The following is a 17,574-nucleotide window of genomic DNA, read 5'->3' as shown; positions in this document are numbered from 1 at the left end:
GAGCGGTTCCATCGCCACAGGCTGCCAGTCATGTCTGCTGCCTGCCCGCCGTTATCCACAGCTCACACTTGAGTTGACGCAACACGCCGTTGGGCGAGTGGCGGCGACGGCGTGTTGCGTCAACTCGATGGCCGCACGGGGCGCGGGAGGCGCGCTACTCGGGATCGGTGATGTCGGCGACGGTCGCGTCGAAGGCGGCGATGAGGGCGTCCGCGTCGACGAAGAGGGAGTAGCCGTGCTCGCCGGCGCCCATCGACACGCGGCGGCCCAGGATGGTGGCGTCGGCGACGACCGGCCAGGCGGTGGTGCTGCCGAAGGGCGTGATGGTGCCGCGCTCGTAGCCGGTGGCGGCGAACGCGACCGAGGCATCCGGGAGCTGCAGCTTGTTGACCTGCAGCACCGAGCGCAGCTTCGGCCAGGCGATCTTGCGGCCGCCGGGCACGAGGGCGAACACGAACGTGTCGTCGCTCCGCTTCACCACAAGCGTCTTGACGATGTCGCCGGGCTGGATGCCGAGCAGCGAGGCGGCCTCTTCGAGGCTCCGCGCGGCGGGACGCTCCACGATGTCGACCTCGATGCCGCGGGCCTGCGCGTCGGCGGCGACGCGCTCCCGACCGGTGCTCACAGGTGCGCCAACGGGGGAGCTGTCCACGGATTCCGGGCTCTCGGCCATAGCTCAGCACGCTTTCTGGGAGAATCGAGTGAGATGTCTACCACTGCCACCCTAAGCCACGCGCCTCAGCTGACCATCGGTCCGCTGGGGCTCGACGTGCCGGTCGTCCTCGCACCGATGGCCGGGATCACCAACACCGCGTTCCGGCGGCTCTGCCGCGAGTTCGGCGCCGGTCTCTATGTCAGCGAGATGATCACGTCCCGCGCGCTCGTCGAACGCACTCCGGAATCGCTGCGCCTCATCACGCACCACGAGTCGGAGACGCCGCGTTCCATCCAGCTCTACGGGGTCGACCCTGTCACCGTGCGCGAGGCGGTGACGATGCTTGTCGCCGAAGACCGCGCCGACCACATCGACCTCAACTTCGGCTGTCCTGTGCCGAAGGTCACGCGCAAGGGCGGGGGAGCGGCGCTCCCCTGGAAGCTCGGACTGTTCCGCGAGATCGTCGAAGGCGCCGTGCAGGCGTCCGGCGACATCCCGCTCACGATCAAGATGCGCAAGGGCATCGACGGCGACCACCTGACCTACCTCGAGGCCGGGCGCATCGCCGAGGGCGCCGGTGTCGCCTCGATGGCCTTGCACGCACGCACGGCGGCGGAGTTCTACTCGGGTCACGCCGACTGGTCCGCGATCGCGAAGCTGAAGGAGACGGTGACCTCGACGCCGGTGCTCGGCAACGGCGACATCTGGTCGGCCGCCGACGCGATCCGGATGGTGGAGGAGACCGGCTGCGACGGCGTCGTGGTCGGCCGGGGCTGCCTCGGGCGTCCGTGGCTGTTCGGCGACCTGGCCGCCGCTTTCCGCGCGCGGGCGGGCGAGATCTCGGCAGCAGAGGCGGAGGCCGCCCAGGCGCGTCCGACGCTCGGGCAGGTGGCGCAGACGTTCCGCCGCCACGCGGAGCTGCTGGTCGAGTTCTTCGACAGCGAGGAGCGCGGCTGCCGCGACATCCGCAAGCACGTGGCCTGGTACTTCAAGGGCTACCCGGTCGGCGGCGACCTGCGGGCGAGCCTCGCGACCGTCGACACGCTCGAGCACCTCGACGAGCTGCTCGCCACGCTCGACCCCGACCAGGAGTACCCGGGCGAGGCGGCGGAGGGCCAGCGCGGTCGTGCAGGCTCCCCGAAGCGGCCGGCGCTGCCGGACGGCTGGCTGGAGAGCCGGGACCTCGACGGCGTGCAGCGCGCCGAGGTCGCCGACGCGGAGGTGCACAACAGTGGTGGATGACATCGCGGCGACCACGAGCGCGGGTGCCGGAGCGATGCAGACGGCCGAGGCGTCCGCCGAGCGCGGGTACTCCGACCACGACCGGGAGCGCTGGCTCCCCGAGCAGCACTCGAACCGGCGCAGCGACTTCGCCCGCGACCGCGCGCGGCTGCTGCACTCCAGTGCGCTCCGCCGTCTCGCGGCGAAGACCCAGGTGCTCAGCCCCACCGCCGGGCTCGACTTCGCCCGCAACCGGCTGACGCACTCGCTCGAGGTCGCGCAGGTCGGCCGCGAGCTCGCCAACAGCCTCGGACTCGACCCGGACATCGTCGACACGGCCTGCCTCGCGCATGACATCGGGCATCCGCCGTTCGGCCACAACGGTGAGCGGGCCCTGAACAGCTGGGCCGACGACATCGGCGGCTTCGAGGGCAACGCGCAGACGCTCCGGTTGCTGAGCCGGCTCGAACCGAAGGTCTTCGGGCGCGACGGCCGGCCGTACGGGCTCAACCTCACCCGCGCCAGTCTCGACGCGAGCTGCAAGTATCCGTGGCCCGCGGCCTCGTCGGTGGCCGACCCGAGCGGGCGCGCGAAGTTCGGCTTCTACGCCGACGACCGCGCCGTGTTCGAGTGGATGCGGCAGGGCGCCCCCGAGCGCCAGCGCTGCATCGAGGCGCAGGTCATGGACCTCTCCGACGACATCGCCTACTCCGTCCACGACTTCGAAGACGCCGTGGTGAACGGCTACATCGACGTCGCGGCCCTCGGAAGCCGGGTCGACCACGAAGACCTCGTCGAGTCCATGCACGAGTGGATCGGCGGCGAAGTCAGCCACCAGGAGCTCATCGAGGCGTTCGATCGGCTCGACAGCATGGATATCTGGCTCGACGGGTGGGACGGTTCGCGCCGGTCCCAGGCGCGCCTGAAGAACCTCACGAGCCAGCTGATCGGCCGCTTCGCGCACGCGGCCGTCCACGCGACCAAAGAGGCCGCTGGCCGGGTGGACCTCATCCGGTTCGGCGCCGACGTCGTCGTGCCGGCCGGCATCCAGGCCGAGATCGCCGTGCTGAAGGGCATCGTCGCGACGTTCGTCATGTCGCGGAACACGCGCCAGCCGATCTACGCCCAGCAGCGGCAGATCCTGACCACGCTGGCCGACCTGCTCTACCAGCGCGGTCCAGCCGAACTCGACCCGGGATTCGCGGAGGACTGGCGTGCGGCAGCGACGGACGACGAGCGCCGGCGGGTCGTCGTCGACCAAGTCGCCAGCCTCACCGACCAGTCCGCGCTCAGCTGGTACGAGCGTCTCGTGCAGCACTGAACACGGAAAGATTGGGGGCTTCGGCGCAGAACCGCTGTGAAGCACCGGATGCTCCGCGCGCCGGGGTTGTATACCGCGGCGCAGTGCAGAATGCTGGGAGTCAGGCTTCGGGAGGAGACGAATGAGCACCGCACTACCACCGTCCGACGGCGACCGCCCCGCAGAGGGGGAGTCGACGGAGACGGCCGGCACCCCACCGGAGGGGACCGGAGCCGCCACACCGGCGGCGGGCGGCGGTGCGACCGCGGGCTCACGCACGACCCGGACCCCGCGAACGACCGGCTCCTCGACGAGCCGAACGGCCAAGACGACTGCGGCCAAGACGACGGGCGCCAAGACGACCTCGTCGTCCACCGCGGGCACGCCTGGAGCGCGGTCGACGAAGCCGCGGGCGACGAAGAGCGCCGCGTCGCAGACCCCAGAGACCGACCCGTCGACCGATGCTGCCGCCGCGAGCACTGAAACGTCCGCGCCCGTACCGGCGCGAAAGCCCGCCGCCAAAAAGCCCACGACGCCCCGAACGCGCCGGACGACCGCGAAGCCCACCCCGATCGCACCGGAGGGCGAAGCACCCGACATCATGGATGCGACCCTCGGCGCCCGCGAACCGCTCGCGCCCAGCGGTCGGTCGGGCCGCGGCCGCAGTGCGTCGGCCCGTGACACGTCGACCTCGCCCGCCGAACCTCTGATCGAGGAGAGCACGGGAGCGGCCGAGACGTCCGACGACTCCGGTGCAGCCGCGACCAAGCGTCTCCCGACGGCCGAAGAGCTCTACGCGCGACCCGCATCCACCGATCAGGGTGCGGCTGCTGTGGCCGCTGCCGCGGCATCCCTCGATACGACGACCTCCGCCGGCACGGCGCCCTCCGCCGGCGCGCCCGGAGACACTCCGACCGAGCGGCTCGATGCCGACACGACCGACACCGACCAGGAGGCCGCTGTGGACACGACGACGGCGAGCGAGACGGGCGACGAACCCACGAACGCCACCGAACCGCCCGCAGCACCCGCCGCGCCCGCGGTAGCCGCGCCCAGTGCCCCCGTCGGAGCCACCGCTATAGGAGCGAGCGCCACAACCGTCGACGGCGGCACCGCCGCCGGATCAACCGCCGACTCCGCGACGACCGGAGCCACCGCCGCACACTCCGCCCCCGGCCGCACGGTCGGCGACCTCGCCGATCGCCTGGACGACTCGCGGTTCTTCTCCTCCCTGTTCGACTTCACGTTCACGAACTACGTCACGCGCAAGCTCGCCGGTCCGGTGTACGTCGTCGGGCTGGTGCTGATCGCGCTCGGCATCATCGTCGGCTTCGCCAACTCGCTCACCTCGGCGATCGCGACGCATGCGCCGATCGGTGCGTTCGTGTTCCTCTTCGGCGTCCTCATCACCCTCGTCGGGGCGATGCTGAGCGTGCTCCTGCTGCGCGTGGGCATCGAGGTGTTCTGCGCCATCATCGAGATCGCCCAGAACACGCGTCGCCGCCGTCCGCCGGGGGAGTGACCGCGACCGACGGGGCGCTCGGGTTTCGCTGTCCGGGCCGGAGCGTCGGTCCGGCTCACTAGAATCGAGAGTATGGCAGGCCGGATTCGACAGAGCGACATCGAAGAGGTCAAAGCCCGCACCAACATCGGCGACATCGTCGGCGACTACGTCAGCCTGAAGACCGGCGGCGTCGGCGCACTCAAGGGCCTCTGCCCGTTCCACGACGAGAAGAGCCCCAGCTTCTACGTGCGCCCGGGCGTCGGCCGCTACCACTGCTTCGGCTGCGGCGAAGGCGGCGACGTCTACGAGTTCCTGCTCAAGATGGACCACGTCTCGTTCACGGACGCGGTCGAGCGGCTCGCCGCGCGCATCGGCTACCAGCTCCACTACGAGGAGGGCGGCGGCGGCCCCTCCGAGAGCTCCGGCAACCGCGCCCGCCTGCTCGCGGCGAACGCCGCGGCGGAGGAGTTTTTCCGCGACCGCCTGTCCGCCCCGGATGCCGACCCCGGCCGCCGGTTCCTCGGTGAGCGCGGCTTCGACGCAGCAGCGGCGGCGCACTTCGGCGTGGGGTTCGCCCCGAAGAGCTGGGACGAGCTGACCAAGCACCTCCGCGGCAAGGGCTTCAGCCAGGAGGAGCTGCTGACCGCCGGGCTCGTCTCTCAGGGTGACCGCGGTGTCTACGACCGCTTCCGCGGCCGCCTGGTCTGGCCCATCCGCGACGTCACCGGCCAGACCATCGGCTTCGGCGCGCGCCGCCTGCTCGACGACGACAAGGGGCCGAAGTACCTCAACACCCCCGAGACGCCCGTCTACAAGAAGGCGCAGGTGCTCTACGGGCTGGATCTGGCCAAGCGCGACATCTCGCGGCAGGACCAGGTCGTCGTGGTCGAGGGCTACACGGACGTCATGGCGTGCCACCTCGCCGGGATCACAACGGCCGTCGCCACCTGCGGCACCTCGTTCGGCGTCGACCACATCAAGGTGATCCGCCGGGTGATGGGCGACGACAACAGTCAGGGATCGGTGATCTTCACGTTCGACCCGGATGCGGCGGGCCAGAAGGCGGCATCCCGCGCGTTCGGCGAAGAGCAGCGGTTCTCCGCGCAGACCTACGTCGCGGTCGGGCCGGACGGCCTCGACCCGTGCGATCTGCGGCTGGCCCAGGGGGATGTGGCGGTGCGCCGCATGATCGACGCCCGCAAGCCGATGTTCGAGTTCATGATCCGCCGGACCGTCGAGCGCTTCGACCTCGACTCGGTCGAGGGCCGGGCGGCCGCCTTGCGCGCGGGAGCGCCCATCGTGGCGACGATCCGCGACCCCGCATCGCAGAACGGCTACACCCGCGAACTCGCGCGGCTCTCCGGAGCAGACCTCCAGGACGCCATCCGCGCCGTCCGGGCCGCCCAGCGAGGCTCAGGTTCACGGGACGGCTCGCGCGACGCATCCCGCGACGACGGCCGCACCCGCTCGTACTCGGGCGGCGACGGTCCATCCGGGTCCGCCGAGCAGCCGCGTCCCCTCGCGCAGGCCGACCTCACCGATCCGACGCAGCGGACCGAGCGCGAGAGCCTGATGGTGCTCCTGCAGCTCCCCGGCGAGGTGGGTCAGGAGCGGGCGGCGCGCGCCGTGCAGGTCCCGTTCGTCAACCCGACCCACGCCGTGGTGCGCGACGCGATCGCGAGTCAGCTCGCCACCCTCGAACAGCCGGGCTGGGTGGATCGGGTGCTCGCCGAGGTGCCGCAGGCGTATGCCCCGACGGTCAACGCGCTGGCGGTTGCGGAACTCCCGCAGGGCGGCGACCCCGGGCGCTACGCACGATCCATCGTGGATGGGCTCATCGACCGCGACCTGCTCCGCGAAAAGGCGGAACTCACCTCACGCCTCGGCCGCACCGAAGACCCGGAACTGCGCCGCCAGATCTCGCTCGCCATGGTCGCGATCGAGAGCGAACGGCGCCGCCTGCGCGGCGAATAGCACGCCGGAAGAGTCGCTGCCGGAATCCGCAGACGAATGCCTGCAGCTGCGCTCTTTTGTTGCGTCCGTGTAAAGATCGCGCCCGGATCCGCATCCGAATGCAGGAAGAACGAGCATTCCGTGCTAGGAAAGTTCTCACGCGAACGGCGATCCCGCACGCCCGTGACGACGCCGCTTGCGCATCCCACACCAGGAAGAGGTAATCGGATATGACATCCGCACACAACGGCGGACGGCGCCTGCTCGCCGTATCCGCCGCGTTCGCGGCCGCGGCACTGGTGCTCGCCGGCTGCTCCGGGAACAACAACGGCTCGGGCGGCGGCGGCGGTGGCGCCATCACCGTCGGCACCACCGACAAGATCACGTCGATCGACCCCGCCGGCTCGTACGACAACGGCTCGTTCGCGGTCATGAACCAGGTCTACCCGTTCCTTCTGAACACCCCGTACGGCAGCCCGGACGTCAAGCCGGACATCGCCGAGAGCGCCGACTTCACCGCGCCGACCGAGTACACGGTCAAGCTCAAGCCGGGACTGAAGTTCGCCAACGGACACGACCTCACCTCGTCGGACGTCAAGTTCACCTTCGACCGCCAGATCAAGATCAACGACCCCAACGGCCCGGCATCGCTGCTGGCCAACCTGGACAGCGTCTCCGCGCCGGACAAGACCACGGTCGTCTTCAAGCTCAAGGTCCCGAACGACCAGACCTTCCCGCAGGTGCTCTCCAGCCCTGCCGGTCCGATCGTGGATGAGCAGGTCTTCTCGGCCGACAAGGTCACGCCCGACAACACCATCGTCAAGGGCCACCCGTTCGCCGGTCAGTACGACATCACGAGCTACGACTTCAACAACCTGATCGCCTATAAGGCGTACTCGGGGTACAAGGGTCTGCTCGGCAAGCCCGCGACCGACAAAGTCAACGTCAAGTACTACGCCGAGTCGTCGAACCTGAAGCTCGACATCCAGAAGGCCGCCATCGACGTCGCCTTCCGCAGCCTCTCGGCCACGGATGTCGCGAGCCTCGAGAACAACAACAAGGTCAAGGTCGTGAAGGGCCCGGGTGGCGAGACCCGCTACATCGTGTTCAACTTCAACACCCAGCCGTTCGGTGCGACCACGCCGGAGGCCGACGCGAAGAAGGCCCTCGCCGTGCGTCAGGCGGCGGCCGACCTCGTCGACCGCTCGGCGATCGCCGACCAGGTCTACAAGGGCACCTACACCCCGCTGTACTCGTTCGTCCCGGACGGCCTGACCGGCGCCACCACGGTGCTCAAGGAGCTGTACGGCGACGGCAACGGCGGCCCCAGCCTCGACAAGGCGAAGCAGACCCTCGAGGCGGCCGGCGTCTCCACTCCGGTCTCGCTGAACCTCCAGTACAACCCGGACCACTACGGCCCGTCCTCCGGTGACGAGTACGCCCTGGTCAAGGAGCAGCTGGAGAACGGCGGCCTGTTCAAGGTCAACCTGCAGTCGACCGAGTGGGTGCAGTACTCCAAGGACCGCACGAAGGACGTCTACCCGGCGTACCAGCTCGGTTGGTTCCCGGACTACTCGGACGCCGACAACTACCTGTCGCCGTTCTTCATCAAGGAGAACTTCCTGGCGAACCACTACGACAATCCGGAGGTCCAGGACCTCATCGCGAAGCAGGCGGGCACGACCGACAAGGCCGAGCGCACCAAGCTGATCGAGGAGATCCAGGCCAAGGTCGGGGCCGACCTCAGCACGCTTCCGCTTCTGCAGGGTTCGCAGATCGCGGTCGTCGCGAAGGGTGTCTCGGGCGCCGACAAGACGCTCGACCCGTCGTTCAAGTTCCGCTACGCGGCTCTCTCGAAGTAAACCGGTTCTGAGCCACCAGCTCTGAGCCGAACCGGGGGGTGGCTCGCTCACGCAGCGAGCCGCCCCCTTTCCACGAACCATCACGATTGGCTTCCATGACAGCGACTGTCAGCGCCCCGGCGGCCGGGACCGCCCCCGGGCCGGACCGGACGAAGGCGAAGCGACGATCCGGAGGCGGCCTCGGCCGCTACATCCTCGTCCGCGCCCTCCTTATCATCCCGACCATCTTCATCCTGGTCACCGTCGTCTTCTTCCTGATGCGGTCGACCGGAGACCCGATCACCGCGGCGCTCGGCGGGAAGCTGCCCCCGGCGCAGCTCGCCGAGCGCGTGCACGAGGCCGGATACGACCGGCCGATCATCGTCCAGTACTTCGAGTACCTCGGCCAGCTGTTGCGCGGCGACTTCGGGACGACGTTCACCGACAACCAGCCGGTCACCCAGGTGCTGCTGACGTACGGCGCAGCAACGCTGGAGCTCGCGTTCTACGCGCTGATCGTCGCCTTCATCGTCGGCATCCCGCTCGGCTTGATCGCCGCGTACTTCCGTGACAAGGCCCCGGATGCGGGCTTGCGGATCATGGCGATCCTCTTCTACGCCACCCCGGTGTTCTTCGTCGGGCTCGTGCTGAAGCTCATCTTCTCCATCTGGCTGGGTTGGCTCCCGGTCGCCGGACGCGCATCGACGAGCTCCGAGCTGGAGATGCAGACGCTCGACAACAAGACCGGCATCTACCTGATCGATGCGTTCCAGACCGGCGACCCGGCCGTCGTCGGCGACGTGCTGATGCACGCCATCCTGCCGGGACTCGCGCTCGGTCTGCTCACCGCCGGCATCTTCCTCCGGCTGGTCCGCACCAACGTGATCGGGACGCTGTCGACCGACTACGTCGACGCGGCGCGATCGCGCGGTGTCGGCGAATCACGGCTGCTGCGCAAGCACGCCTACCGCCCGGCGCTCATCCCGATCATCACGGTCATCGGCTTGCAGATCGCCCTGCTCCTCGGCGGTGCCGTCCTGACGGAGTCGACGTTCGAGTGGAAGGGCCTCGGCTTCCAGCTCGTCCACTACCTGCAGGCGCGCGACTTCGTGGCCGTGCAGGGCATGGTCGTGCTGCTCGCCGTCATCGTGACCCTCACCAACTTCGTGGTCGACGTCATCGCGGCCCTCATCGACCCGAGAGTGAGGTACTGAGATGTCGACCGCATCAGTGACCTCCCGCAAGCGCTCCCTCTGGGACCGCCTGCCCGTCGTCCACCAGCTCCGCCAGAGCGTCGGCCTGCAGCGCGGGATGCTCGTGGTGGGTCTCGTGCTCACCGCGCTGTTCATCCTGACGGCGATCTTCGCGTCCGTCATCGCGCCGTACGGCTTCGCGCAGTCCAAGGCGGACGGGAAGTCGTTCGGCGCGCAGCAGCCGCCGAGCGCCGCGCACATCTGGGGCACCACGTCCGGTGGGTACGACGTGTTCTCGCGGGTGATCTGGGGAGCGCAGACCGCGATCCTCGTCATCATCATCGCCGTCCTCCTGTCGATCTTCCTCGGCGTGCTGCTCGGACTCGTCTCCGGCTACTTCGGCGGCTGGCTCGACCGCGTGCTCGTCGTCATCTGCGACGCCATCTACGCCTTCCCCTCCCTGCTGCTCGCCATCGTCATGGCCATCGCGATCAGCGGCGGCCAGTCGAGCCTGTGGGGCGGCATCCTGGCGGCGGCGATCTCGATCACCGTCGTCTACATCCCGCAGTACTTCCGCGTGATCCGTTCGGAGGTCGTCCGGATCAAGGCGGAGGCGTACGTCGAGTCGGCGCGCGTCGTCGGCGCGAGCAACAGCCGGATCATGTTCCGTCACGTGCTGCGCAACTCGACCAGGACGCTGCCGCTGATCTTCACCCTGAACTCGTCGGAGGCCATCCTCACGCTCGCCGGCCTCGGCTTCCTCGGCTTCGGCATCGAGCCGACCGCCGCGGCCGAGTGGGGCTACGACCTGAACAAGGCCGTGGATGACGTGACCAGCGGGATCTGGTGGACTTCGATCTACCCGGGTCTCGCCATCGTGCTGGTCGTGCTGGGCATCACCCTGGTGGGCGAGAGCCTCAACGACCTGGCCGACCCGCGTCTGCGCGGTCGCCGCCGCGCCGCTGCGGCGTCCGGAGAGGTCGCCGAGACCTCCGTCGTCCCCGGCGGCACTCTGACCGCCGGCCCCGGAGGGGTCGACGGACTCGAGGGCGGCGAATCGTTCGACGAGCACGGAATCGAGGTGCGTCCATGAGCGACGTCGTACAGATCAAGGACCTGTCGGTCTCCTTCTCCACCGACGCGGGCGCCGTGAAGGCGGTCGACGGGGTGAGCCTCAACGTCGCCCCGGGCGAGGTGCTCGCCATCGTCGGCGAGTCAGGCTCGGGCAAGACAGTCACCGCCAAGACGATCCTCGGACTGCTGCCCGAGACGGCGACGGCATCGGGTGCGGTCATCCTGCGCAGCCGCGACGGCAAGACCGAGGCGGACATCGTCTCCATCGGCAAGAGCAAGCTGCGCGAGGTGCGCGGCACCGACGTCGCCATGGTGTTCCAGGAGCCGTCGACGGCGCTGAACCCCGTCTATCCCGTCGGCTGGCAGATCGCGGAAGGCCTGCGGGCACACGCGAAGCTGTCGAAGAAGGAAGCGCGCGAGCGCGCCGTCGAGATCCTCGGCCGGGTCGGCATCCCCGAGCCGGAGAAGCGGGTCAAGTACTACCCGCACCAGTTCTCCGGCGGCCAGAAGCAGCGCATCGTCATCGCGATGGCGCTCGTGCTGAACCCCGGCCTGATCGTGGCCGACGAGCCGACGACCGCCCTGGATGTGACGGTCCAGGCCGAGATCCTCGACCTGCTGCGGCGCTGCCGCGACGAGTTCGGGGCCGCCATCGTGCTCATCACCCACAACATGGGCGTGGTCGCCGACCTGGCCGACCGCGTCGCGGTCATGTACCAGGGCAAGCTGGTCGAGCAGGCGGATGTGCGGACGCTGTTCTCCTCCCCGCAGGCCGACTACACGCGCAAGCTGCTCGCCGCGGTGCCGAAGATCGGGCAGGGCCTGATCGCCACGCAGGACCGCGCCATCGCCCGGGCAGAGCGCCCGATCGAGGCGCCGGTCGTCCAGGCGCGCGACCTGCGCATCCAGTACCCCGGCCGGCTCGGCCGCCCCGGGTTCGTGGCCGTCGACGGGGTCTCGTTCGAGATCCGTCCGGGCGAGGTGCTCGGACTGGTCGGCGAGTCCGGCTCGGGCAAGACGACCATCGGGCGGGCCATCGCGGGACTCAACAAGGTCACCGGTGGATCGCTCGAAGTGCTCGGCATCGAGATGAACGGCGTCCGCGAGAGGCGGTTCCGCAAGGTGCGGAGCGACATCGGGTTCGTGTTCCAGGACCCGGCGTCGAGCTTCAACCCGCTGCTCACCATCGCCGAGTGCGTCGCCGAGCCGCTCGTCGTCCACGGTCGCGCGAGCTCGGCAGCCGAGGCCCGTCGCCGCGTCGACGAGCTGTTGGAGGCGGTCCAGCTGCCGCGCGCATACGGCGACCGGTATCCGCACGAGCTGTCCGGCGGTCAGCGGCAGCGCGCCAGCCTGGCGCGTGCGCTCGCGCTGGAGCCGAGCCTCCTGATCGCCGACGAGCCGACCTCGGCACTCGACGTGTCGGTGCAGGCGCGCGTGCTGGAGCTGTTCGCCGACTTGCAGCGGGAGTTCGGGTTCGCGTCGCTGTTCATCAGCCACGACCTCGCCGTCGTCGACCTTCTCGCCGACCGGATCGCGGTACTGCACCGCGGAAAGCTGGTCGAGGAGGGGACCGGCGCCGAGGTGCTCGGCAACCCGCGCGAGGCGTACACCCAGCGGCTTCTCGCCTCCCTTCCCGTTCCGGACCCGGTCGAACAGGCCGACCGGCGCGAGGCGCTGCGGGAGTTGCAGGCGGAGAGCGCCTAGGGTCGAAGATGTGAGTTCCGACCCCGCCATCGTCGTCAGCGACCTGTCCGTCGAATACCCTGCGCGGGGCCCGAGCGCGTCGTGCGTGGCCCTGCGCGGGGTGAGCTTCCGCCTTGAGCAAGGCCAGGTGCTCGGCGTGCTGGGGGAGACCGGCTCCGGTAAGAGCACGCTCGCGCAGGTGCTCTCCGGACGGGTCCTCCCTCCGCGCGCGTCCGATCCGGGCCCCCGGATCAGCGGGGGAGAGGCGTCCGTCCTCGGTCACCCGCTGCGGAAGGCGCGCAAGCGCGACCTGGCCGAGGTGACCTTCCACGTCGGCTACCTGCCGCAGGAGGCCGCCGCGACCCTGGAGCCGTCGCTCAGCGTGCAGGACAACGTCACGCTCCCGATCTTCGAGCGCGACGAGCGTTACCCGCGGCGGACGGCCGGCGCCCGGGCGGCGACCATGCTCGACACCGTGCACCTGCCGCTCAGTGTGCTCAACAAGTACCCGTACGAGCTGAGCTCGGGGCAGCGGCAGCGTGTCGCCCTGGCGCGGGCGCTCGTGCTCGGCCCGACCATCCTGGTCGCCGACGAGCCGACCGCCGGGATCGACGCGACCGTCCGCGACGCGGTGATCGACCTGCTCGGGCAGCTGCGCGGGCATCCCGACTTCTCGGCGGTGGTCGTGAGCCACGACCTCGCCGTGCTGCGCCGGGCGACGGATGTGTCTCTCGTGCTGCAGGGCGGCCGGCCGGTGGGCTACGGGCCGATCGAGCAGGTGCTCGCCGATCCGACGCATCCCTTCGTCGCCGGTCTCGCACGCGCGCTGAAGCCGCCGGCGCAGCGTACGGAGCGGCGCCCCCAGCGCGGGGCGACCCGGCGCGCGGCGGCGGACAGCGCGGGAACGGTGGAGCAGCACGGAGTGGAGACGCGATGAGCGCAGAGGGAATGGACGAAACCGAGCAGACCGGCACGCCGTCGTATCACCGGGCCGTGCTGGCCGTCGAGGCGACTGCGCTCCCGGAGGACCAGCGGCCGGAACGCGGACCGATCGCCGTGCTGCCGCAGCCGTCGCAGCGGTTCGTGGATGCCGTCGAGTCGGCCGGCGGGACGGTCGAGCCGCTCTCCGAACGCACACGCGGTGTGGTCTGGCTGTCCAACACGCAGGCGGCCGAGTTCCCGGCAGTGCTTCACGCGCATCCCGGCATCGGCTGGGTGCAGCTGCCCTGGGCCGGTGTGGATGCGTTCGCCGACGTCCTCGCGACCGAGGACCGCCCCGGGCTGATCTGGACCAGCGCGAAGGGCGCGTACGCGCAGCCCGTCGCCGAGCACGCCCTGGTGCTGAGCCTCGCGCTGCTGCGGGTGATCCCGAAGCGGGTTCGTGCTCGGTCCTGGGCGACGGAGCAGGAGGGACGGTCGCTGTACGGCCTCGACGTCGTCATCGTCGGGGCCGGCGGCATCGCCCTCGAGCTGATGCGGCTGCTGGAGCCGTTCGGCGTGCGCGTCACCATCGTGCGGCGCACGGAATCGCCGGTCGAGGGCGCCGTTCGCACGGTGACCGCCGACCGGCTCACCGAGGTGCTGCCCTCGGCCGACCTCGTGGTCGTCGCCGCCGCCCTCACCGGCGGAACGCGCCACCTGTTCAGCACGGAGGAGTTCGCAGCGATGAAGGACACCGCGTACCTGGTGAACATCGCACGTGGCGGACTCGTTGACACGGATGCGCTGCTGGAGGCGCTGCGCTCGGGAACGATCGCGGGTGCGGGCATCGATGTGACGGACCCGGAACCGCTGCCGGACGGCCATCCTCTCTGGGACGAGCCGAACGTGATCATCACGCCGCACCAGGCCGATACCCCCGAAATGACGGCACCGCTGCTCGCCGAGCGCATCCGCCTGAACGTCCACGCCTTCCTCGACGACGGCCGGTTCGTGGGGGTCGTCGACCCGTCGGCGGGGTACTGAGCCTGGACGCGCGCGGGATGCACGCCCGATTTCTCCCGCGGCCGCGAACCTTGCTAGAGTAGCTTCGCTGATCAAGCATTCCTCGATAGCTCAATTGGCAGAGCAGCCGGCTGTTAACCGGCAGGTTCTTGGTTCGAGTCCAAGTCGGGGAGCGTTGTGAAACCCCCGGCCTTCTTCGGAAGGCCGGGGGTTTTCGTTGTCTGCCCCTTCGAGCCTGCGATGTGCGCCAAATCTCTGTTATGGCGCGCGCAGAACGACGATTTGGCGCAAATCTGCGGGCCGCAGCTACTGCCAGCCGGGCTGGACGAGGCCGGTCTCGTAGGCCAGGACGACGAGATGGACGCGGTCGCGCGCATCCAGCTTCGTCATGATCCGCGACACGTGGGTCTTCGCGGTGAGCGGGCTGAGGAAGAGCCGTTCGCCGATCTCGGTGTTGGTCAGACCGTGTGCGACCAGAGTCAGCACCTCGCGTTCCCGCTCGGTGAGATGTTGAAGTGCCGCCGCATCCGGTGCCGGTCGCAGGCCACCCGACACACGCTCGATGAGACGCCGGGTCACGCCCGGGGAGAGCAGTGCGTCGCCGTCGGCCACGACGTGCACGGCGCGGATGAGCTCCACCGGCTCGGTGTCCTTCACCAGGAAGCCGCTGGCGCCGGCGATGATCGCCTGGGCGACGTACTCGTCGAGCTCGAACGTCGTCACGATGACGATGCGGGTACCGGCGAGGGCCGGGTCCGCGACGATCTCACCGGTCGCCCACAGTCCGTCGCCATCCGGCATCCGGATGTCCATCAGCACGACGTCGGGATGCGTCTCGCGCACGAGATCCACTGCCGCGCGGCCGGTTCCGGCCTCAGCGACGATCTCGACGTCGTCCTCGGCCTCCAGGAGCGCGCGGAAACCGGCGCGGACCAGGAGCTGGTCGTCGGCGAGCAGGACCCGGATCACGATGCAGCCTCTCTCTGTGCAGACCGCGGTGCCGTGGAGGGGATGCGCGCCTCGACGAGGAGCCCTCCGCCGTCGGCCGGGCGGACGTCGAAGCGACCGCCGAGCAGCTCGGCGCGCTCGCGCATCCCGACCATGCCCCGGCCGCCCCGCCCGACGCCCGCGGCGGCGGACTGCGCCGAGGTGCGGCCATCCCCGCTCGCGCTCGTGGGCAGGCCCCGGCCGTCGTCGCGCACGGTCAGCACGTACCAGCCGTCGATCTCGGTGAGCCTGATCCCGACGCTGGACGCCTGCGCGTGCCGGCCGATGTTGGTCAGCGACTCCTGGACGATCCGGTACAGCGCCAGCTGCGTCGCGGCCGACGGGGTCGACGTCAGGTCGGTGTCGTATGTGACGCGCAGGCCGGCCTTGCGGTACGTCTCGACGAGGACGGGGATGCGCGTGAGATCGGGCTCGGGCGAGCGGGCGGCCTGCTCCTCGGTACCCCGGAGGAAGCCGAGGACGCCGCGCACCTCCTCGAGCGCCTGGCTGCTGGTGGTCTTGATCGCCTCCAGACTCTCGCGGGCCTTCTCGGGACGGGAGTCGAACAGGTGGAGGCCGACGCCGGCCTGGACGCTGATCTGCGAGAGCGAGTGCGCGAGCACGTCGTGGAGTTCGCGGGCGATACGGAGACGCTCGGCCTCCGCTGCGGCCTCCCGTCGGGCCGCGACCTGGCGGGCGACCTCGCGGAACCGCTCCCGGCGATTGCGCAGCGCCTCGCCGACACCGAGCAGGAGGCAGAGGATGAGGGCGATGATCAGGGGCCGCAGCATGGCGGCCGGCTGGCCGCGCAGCAGGTAGGCGGCGACCGGAGCGGCAATCGCGAAGCCGGCGAGCGTCCACCAGGCCCACACACGCGCGCCGCGGACCACCGCGCTGACGACGGCGAAGGCGAGCGGGACGGCGGAGAACGGCGGTCCCGTGGTCACCGCGATGGCCGGTGCGCAGAGCACGGCGATGGCGACCACAGTGGGGCCGGGATGCCGCGGGGAGGCCAGCAGGACGAACGAGGCCGCGAAGGCGAGCAGCGAGAAGGCGAGGGTCAGCGGATCGTGCGACGCATCCCGTGCAGCGATGACGATGAAGGGCAGCTGGATGAGGGCGGCGACGATGACCGCGAACCAGCGTGCGCCGCGCGGGCGGCCGCGCTCCGTCCACGGCGTGCGCTCCCAGCCGGGCGGCTCGGTCGGAGTGTCTCCGAAGCGCGCGTTCGCTCCCTGATCGGGGGGCGCGTTCCAGGGCATCTCCTCATGCTAGCCAGGGCACCTGGGCGTCACGTCCGCCGACGGGTGTCCGGGGTCTACTCCCCGGGGAGTACGGAGACGACGTCGGGTGAGCTCACGGGTTGTGCTCGGCGTCGAACCCGCCGTCGTCCGGCTGCTGGTCGAACAGGTGCCCGAACGTCGGGCCGCCGAATGCCGTCAGTCCCGCCTCGCGCTCCAGGGACTCGCGGTTCTCCGCCTGGTCGTTCTCGTATTCGGTGACCGCGTCATCCGGCTGTTCGTCGTCGGCCTCGTGGCGGCCGTCCTCGTGCTCCATGCGGGCATCGTACGGCCGCACACCGCCCACGCGACAGTGCGCGTTGCGCGTGCGGGGGTCTCGAGATTCGTGCCGAATGTGCGCTTTGGGCGGCGCTGAGCGCACATTCGGCACGAATGTGCTCCCGGGGGAGTAGGGCGGAACGCACCCGAGGGGGGATTCGGGAGAAGGATTCGGCGGCGAGGCTGAGGGTGTCGGTCCGCGATAGGCGCGGACCACTCACGATTGGACACGCATCATGCTCAGCTCACTGGCCACCGTCGTCGCCGCCGCGCCCTGCGCCGTCGCCTACGGCCCGCCGTTCGTCGGCTGGTGGTGGATCTTCATCCCGATCTTCTGGATCCTCGTCTTCGTCGCCATCTTCGGATTCGCCGGCCGACGCTGGCGTCGTGCTGCCGCTGCACGCGGTGGATACGACGGCTGGGGCCCGAACGGCGGCGTCCGCTCCGCCGAGAAGACGCTCGCGCAGCGGTACGCCAACGGCGACATCGACGAGCAGGAGTACCGGGCGCGCTTGGAGGTGCTGCGGGCGAACCGCGACAGCGCCTGATCGGTTTCTCCACAGGGCGGCCGGACGCGGAGTCATCCACAGCCGCGTCCAGTCCCGTCCTCACCGTTGTGCGGCCCGGTAGTGTTGACCGGGCCGCACAGCCATGCGGCGG

15 protein-coding genes and 1 tRNA gene are annotated in these 17,574 nt (G+C 70.0%); 12 read left to right on the top strand and 4 right to left on the bottom strand.

The window, feature by feature from the left end; translation table 11 throughout:
* Positions 1–154: 154 nt before the first annotated feature.
* Positions 155–673: an aminoacyl-tRNA deacylase gene (locus ACF1AJ_RS04315; protein ID WP_391506257.1), complete on the bottom strand. Its 519-nt coding sequence runs from the start codon at positions 671–673 to the stop codon at positions 155–157.
* A 33-nt stretch (positions 674–706) separates the two neighbouring features.
* Between ACF1AJ_RS04315 and dusB the strand changes: the two genes are divergently transcribed.
* The 11 genes from dusB to ACF1AJ_RS04260 all read left to right on the top strand — a co-directional run bounded on the left by dusB (position 707) and on the right by ACF1AJ_RS04260 (position 14,541).
* A complete protein-coding gene (gene dusB, locus ACF1AJ_RS04310) occupies positions 707–1,897 on the top strand; it encodes a tRNA dihydrouridine synthase DusB (protein ID WP_391506256.1) in 1,191 nt (396 codons plus the stop codon).
* A gap of 34 nt (positions 1,898–1,931) precedes the next feature.
* Positions 1,932–3,197 carry a deoxyguanosinetriphosphate triphosphohydrolase gene (locus ACF1AJ_RS04305; RefSeq protein WP_391507434.1) on the top strand — a complete coding sequence of 422 codons (1,266 nt, stop codon included), beginning with the start codon at positions 1,932–1,934 and terminating at the stop codon, positions 3,195–3,197.
* A 121-nt stretch (positions 3,198–3,318) separates the two neighbouring features.
* Positions 3,319–4,698 (top strand): DUF4282 domain-containing protein, encoded by a 1,380-nt coding sequence (locus ACF1AJ_RS04300; RefSeq protein ID WP_391506254.1) that lies wholly within the window; start codon positions 3,319–3,321, stop codon positions 4,696–4,698.
* 72 nt (positions 4,699–4,770) lie between these two features.
* Complete coding sequence (dnaG, locus tag ACF1AJ_RS04295) at positions 4,771–6,654, top strand: DNA primase (protein WP_391506253.1); 1,884 nt, start codon at positions 4,771–4,773, stop codon at positions 6,652–6,654.
* 209 nt (positions 6,655–6,863) lie between these two features.
* On the top strand, positions 6,864–8,495 hold the full coding sequence (locus ACF1AJ_RS04290) for an ABC transporter substrate-binding protein (RefSeq protein ID WP_391506252.1): 1,632 nt from the start codon (positions 6,864–6,866) through the stop codon (positions 8,493–8,495).
* A 95-nt stretch (positions 8,496–8,590) separates the two neighbouring features.
* Positions 8,591–9,688 carry an ABC transporter permease gene (locus ACF1AJ_RS04285; RefSeq protein WP_391506251.1) on the top strand — a complete coding sequence of 366 codons (1,098 nt, stop codon included), beginning with the start codon at positions 8,591–8,593 and terminating at the stop codon, positions 9,686–9,688.
* Position 9,689: 1 nt separating this feature from the next.
* Positions 9,690–10,760 (top strand): ABC transporter permease, encoded by a 1,071-nt coding sequence (locus ACF1AJ_RS04280; protein WP_309859410.1) that lies wholly within the window; start codon positions 9,690–9,692, stop codon positions 10,758–10,760.
* Entirely contained in the window at positions 10,757–12,445 is a 1,689-nt protein-coding gene (locus ACF1AJ_RS04275) for an ABC transporter ATP-binding protein (RefSeq protein ID WP_391506250.1), read from the top strand. Before ACF1AJ_RS04280 ends, ACF1AJ_RS04275 begins: the two co-directional genes overlap by 4 nt.
* A gap of 10 nt (positions 12,446–12,455) precedes the next feature.
* Positions 12,456–13,361, top strand: a complete 906-nt coding sequence (locus ACF1AJ_RS04270; RefSeq protein WP_391506249.1) for an ATP-binding cassette domain-containing protein — start codon at positions 12,456–12,458, stop codon at positions 13,359–13,361.
* Positions 13,362–13,372: 11 nt separating this feature from the next.
* Positions 13,373–14,389, top strand: coding sequence for a D-isomer specific 2-hydroxyacid dehydrogenase family protein (locus tag ACF1AJ_RS04265; protein ID WP_391507433.1), 1,017 nt, complete (start codon positions 13,373–13,375; stop codon positions 14,387–14,389).
* Between the two features lie 79 nt (positions 14,390–14,468).
* Positions 14,469–14,541, top strand: a tRNA-Asn gene (locus ACF1AJ_RS04260).
* Positions 14,542–14,674: 133 nt separating this feature from the next.
* On the opposite strand, the gene ACF1AJ_RS04255 is transcribed toward ACF1AJ_RS04260, so the two are convergent.
* The 3 genes from ACF1AJ_RS04255 to ACF1AJ_RS04245 form a co-directional block, all read right to left on the bottom strand.
* Positions 14,675–15,337, bottom strand: coding sequence for a response regulator (locus ACF1AJ_RS04255; RefSeq protein WP_391506248.1), 663 nt, complete (start codon positions 15,335–15,337; stop codon positions 14,675–14,677).
* Positions 15,334–16,617, bottom strand: coding sequence for a histidine kinase (locus ACF1AJ_RS04250; protein WP_391506247.1), 1,284 nt, complete (start codon positions 16,615–16,617; stop codon positions 15,334–15,336). Before ACF1AJ_RS04250 ends, ACF1AJ_RS04255 begins: the two co-directional genes overlap by 4 nt.
* A gap of 94 nt (positions 16,618–16,711) precedes the next feature.
* Positions 16,712–16,912 carry a hypothetical protein gene (locus ACF1AJ_RS04245; RefSeq protein WP_018190943.1) on the bottom strand — a complete coding sequence of 67 codons (201 nt, stop codon included), beginning with the start codon at positions 16,910–16,912 and terminating at the stop codon, positions 16,712–16,714.
* A gap of 238 nt (positions 16,913–17,150) precedes the next feature.
* Here ACF1AJ_RS04245 and ACF1AJ_RS04240 point away from each other — a divergent pair, with 238 nt between their 5' ends.
* Positions 17,151–17,462: an SHOCT domain-containing protein gene (locus ACF1AJ_RS04240; protein ID WP_018190944.1), complete on the top strand. Its 312-nt coding sequence runs from the start codon at positions 17,151–17,153 to the stop codon at positions 17,460–17,462.
* Positions 17,463–17,574 lie beyond the last annotated feature (112 nt).

It is taken from the genome of Leifsonia sp. NPDC014704 (assembly GCF_043083605.1).
In the GTDB taxonomy this organism is placed as follows: Bacteria; Actinomycetota; Actinomycetes; order Actinomycetales; family Microbacteriaceae; genus Leifsonia.
This window is presented reverse-complemented; position numbering and strand designations above follow the sequence as displayed.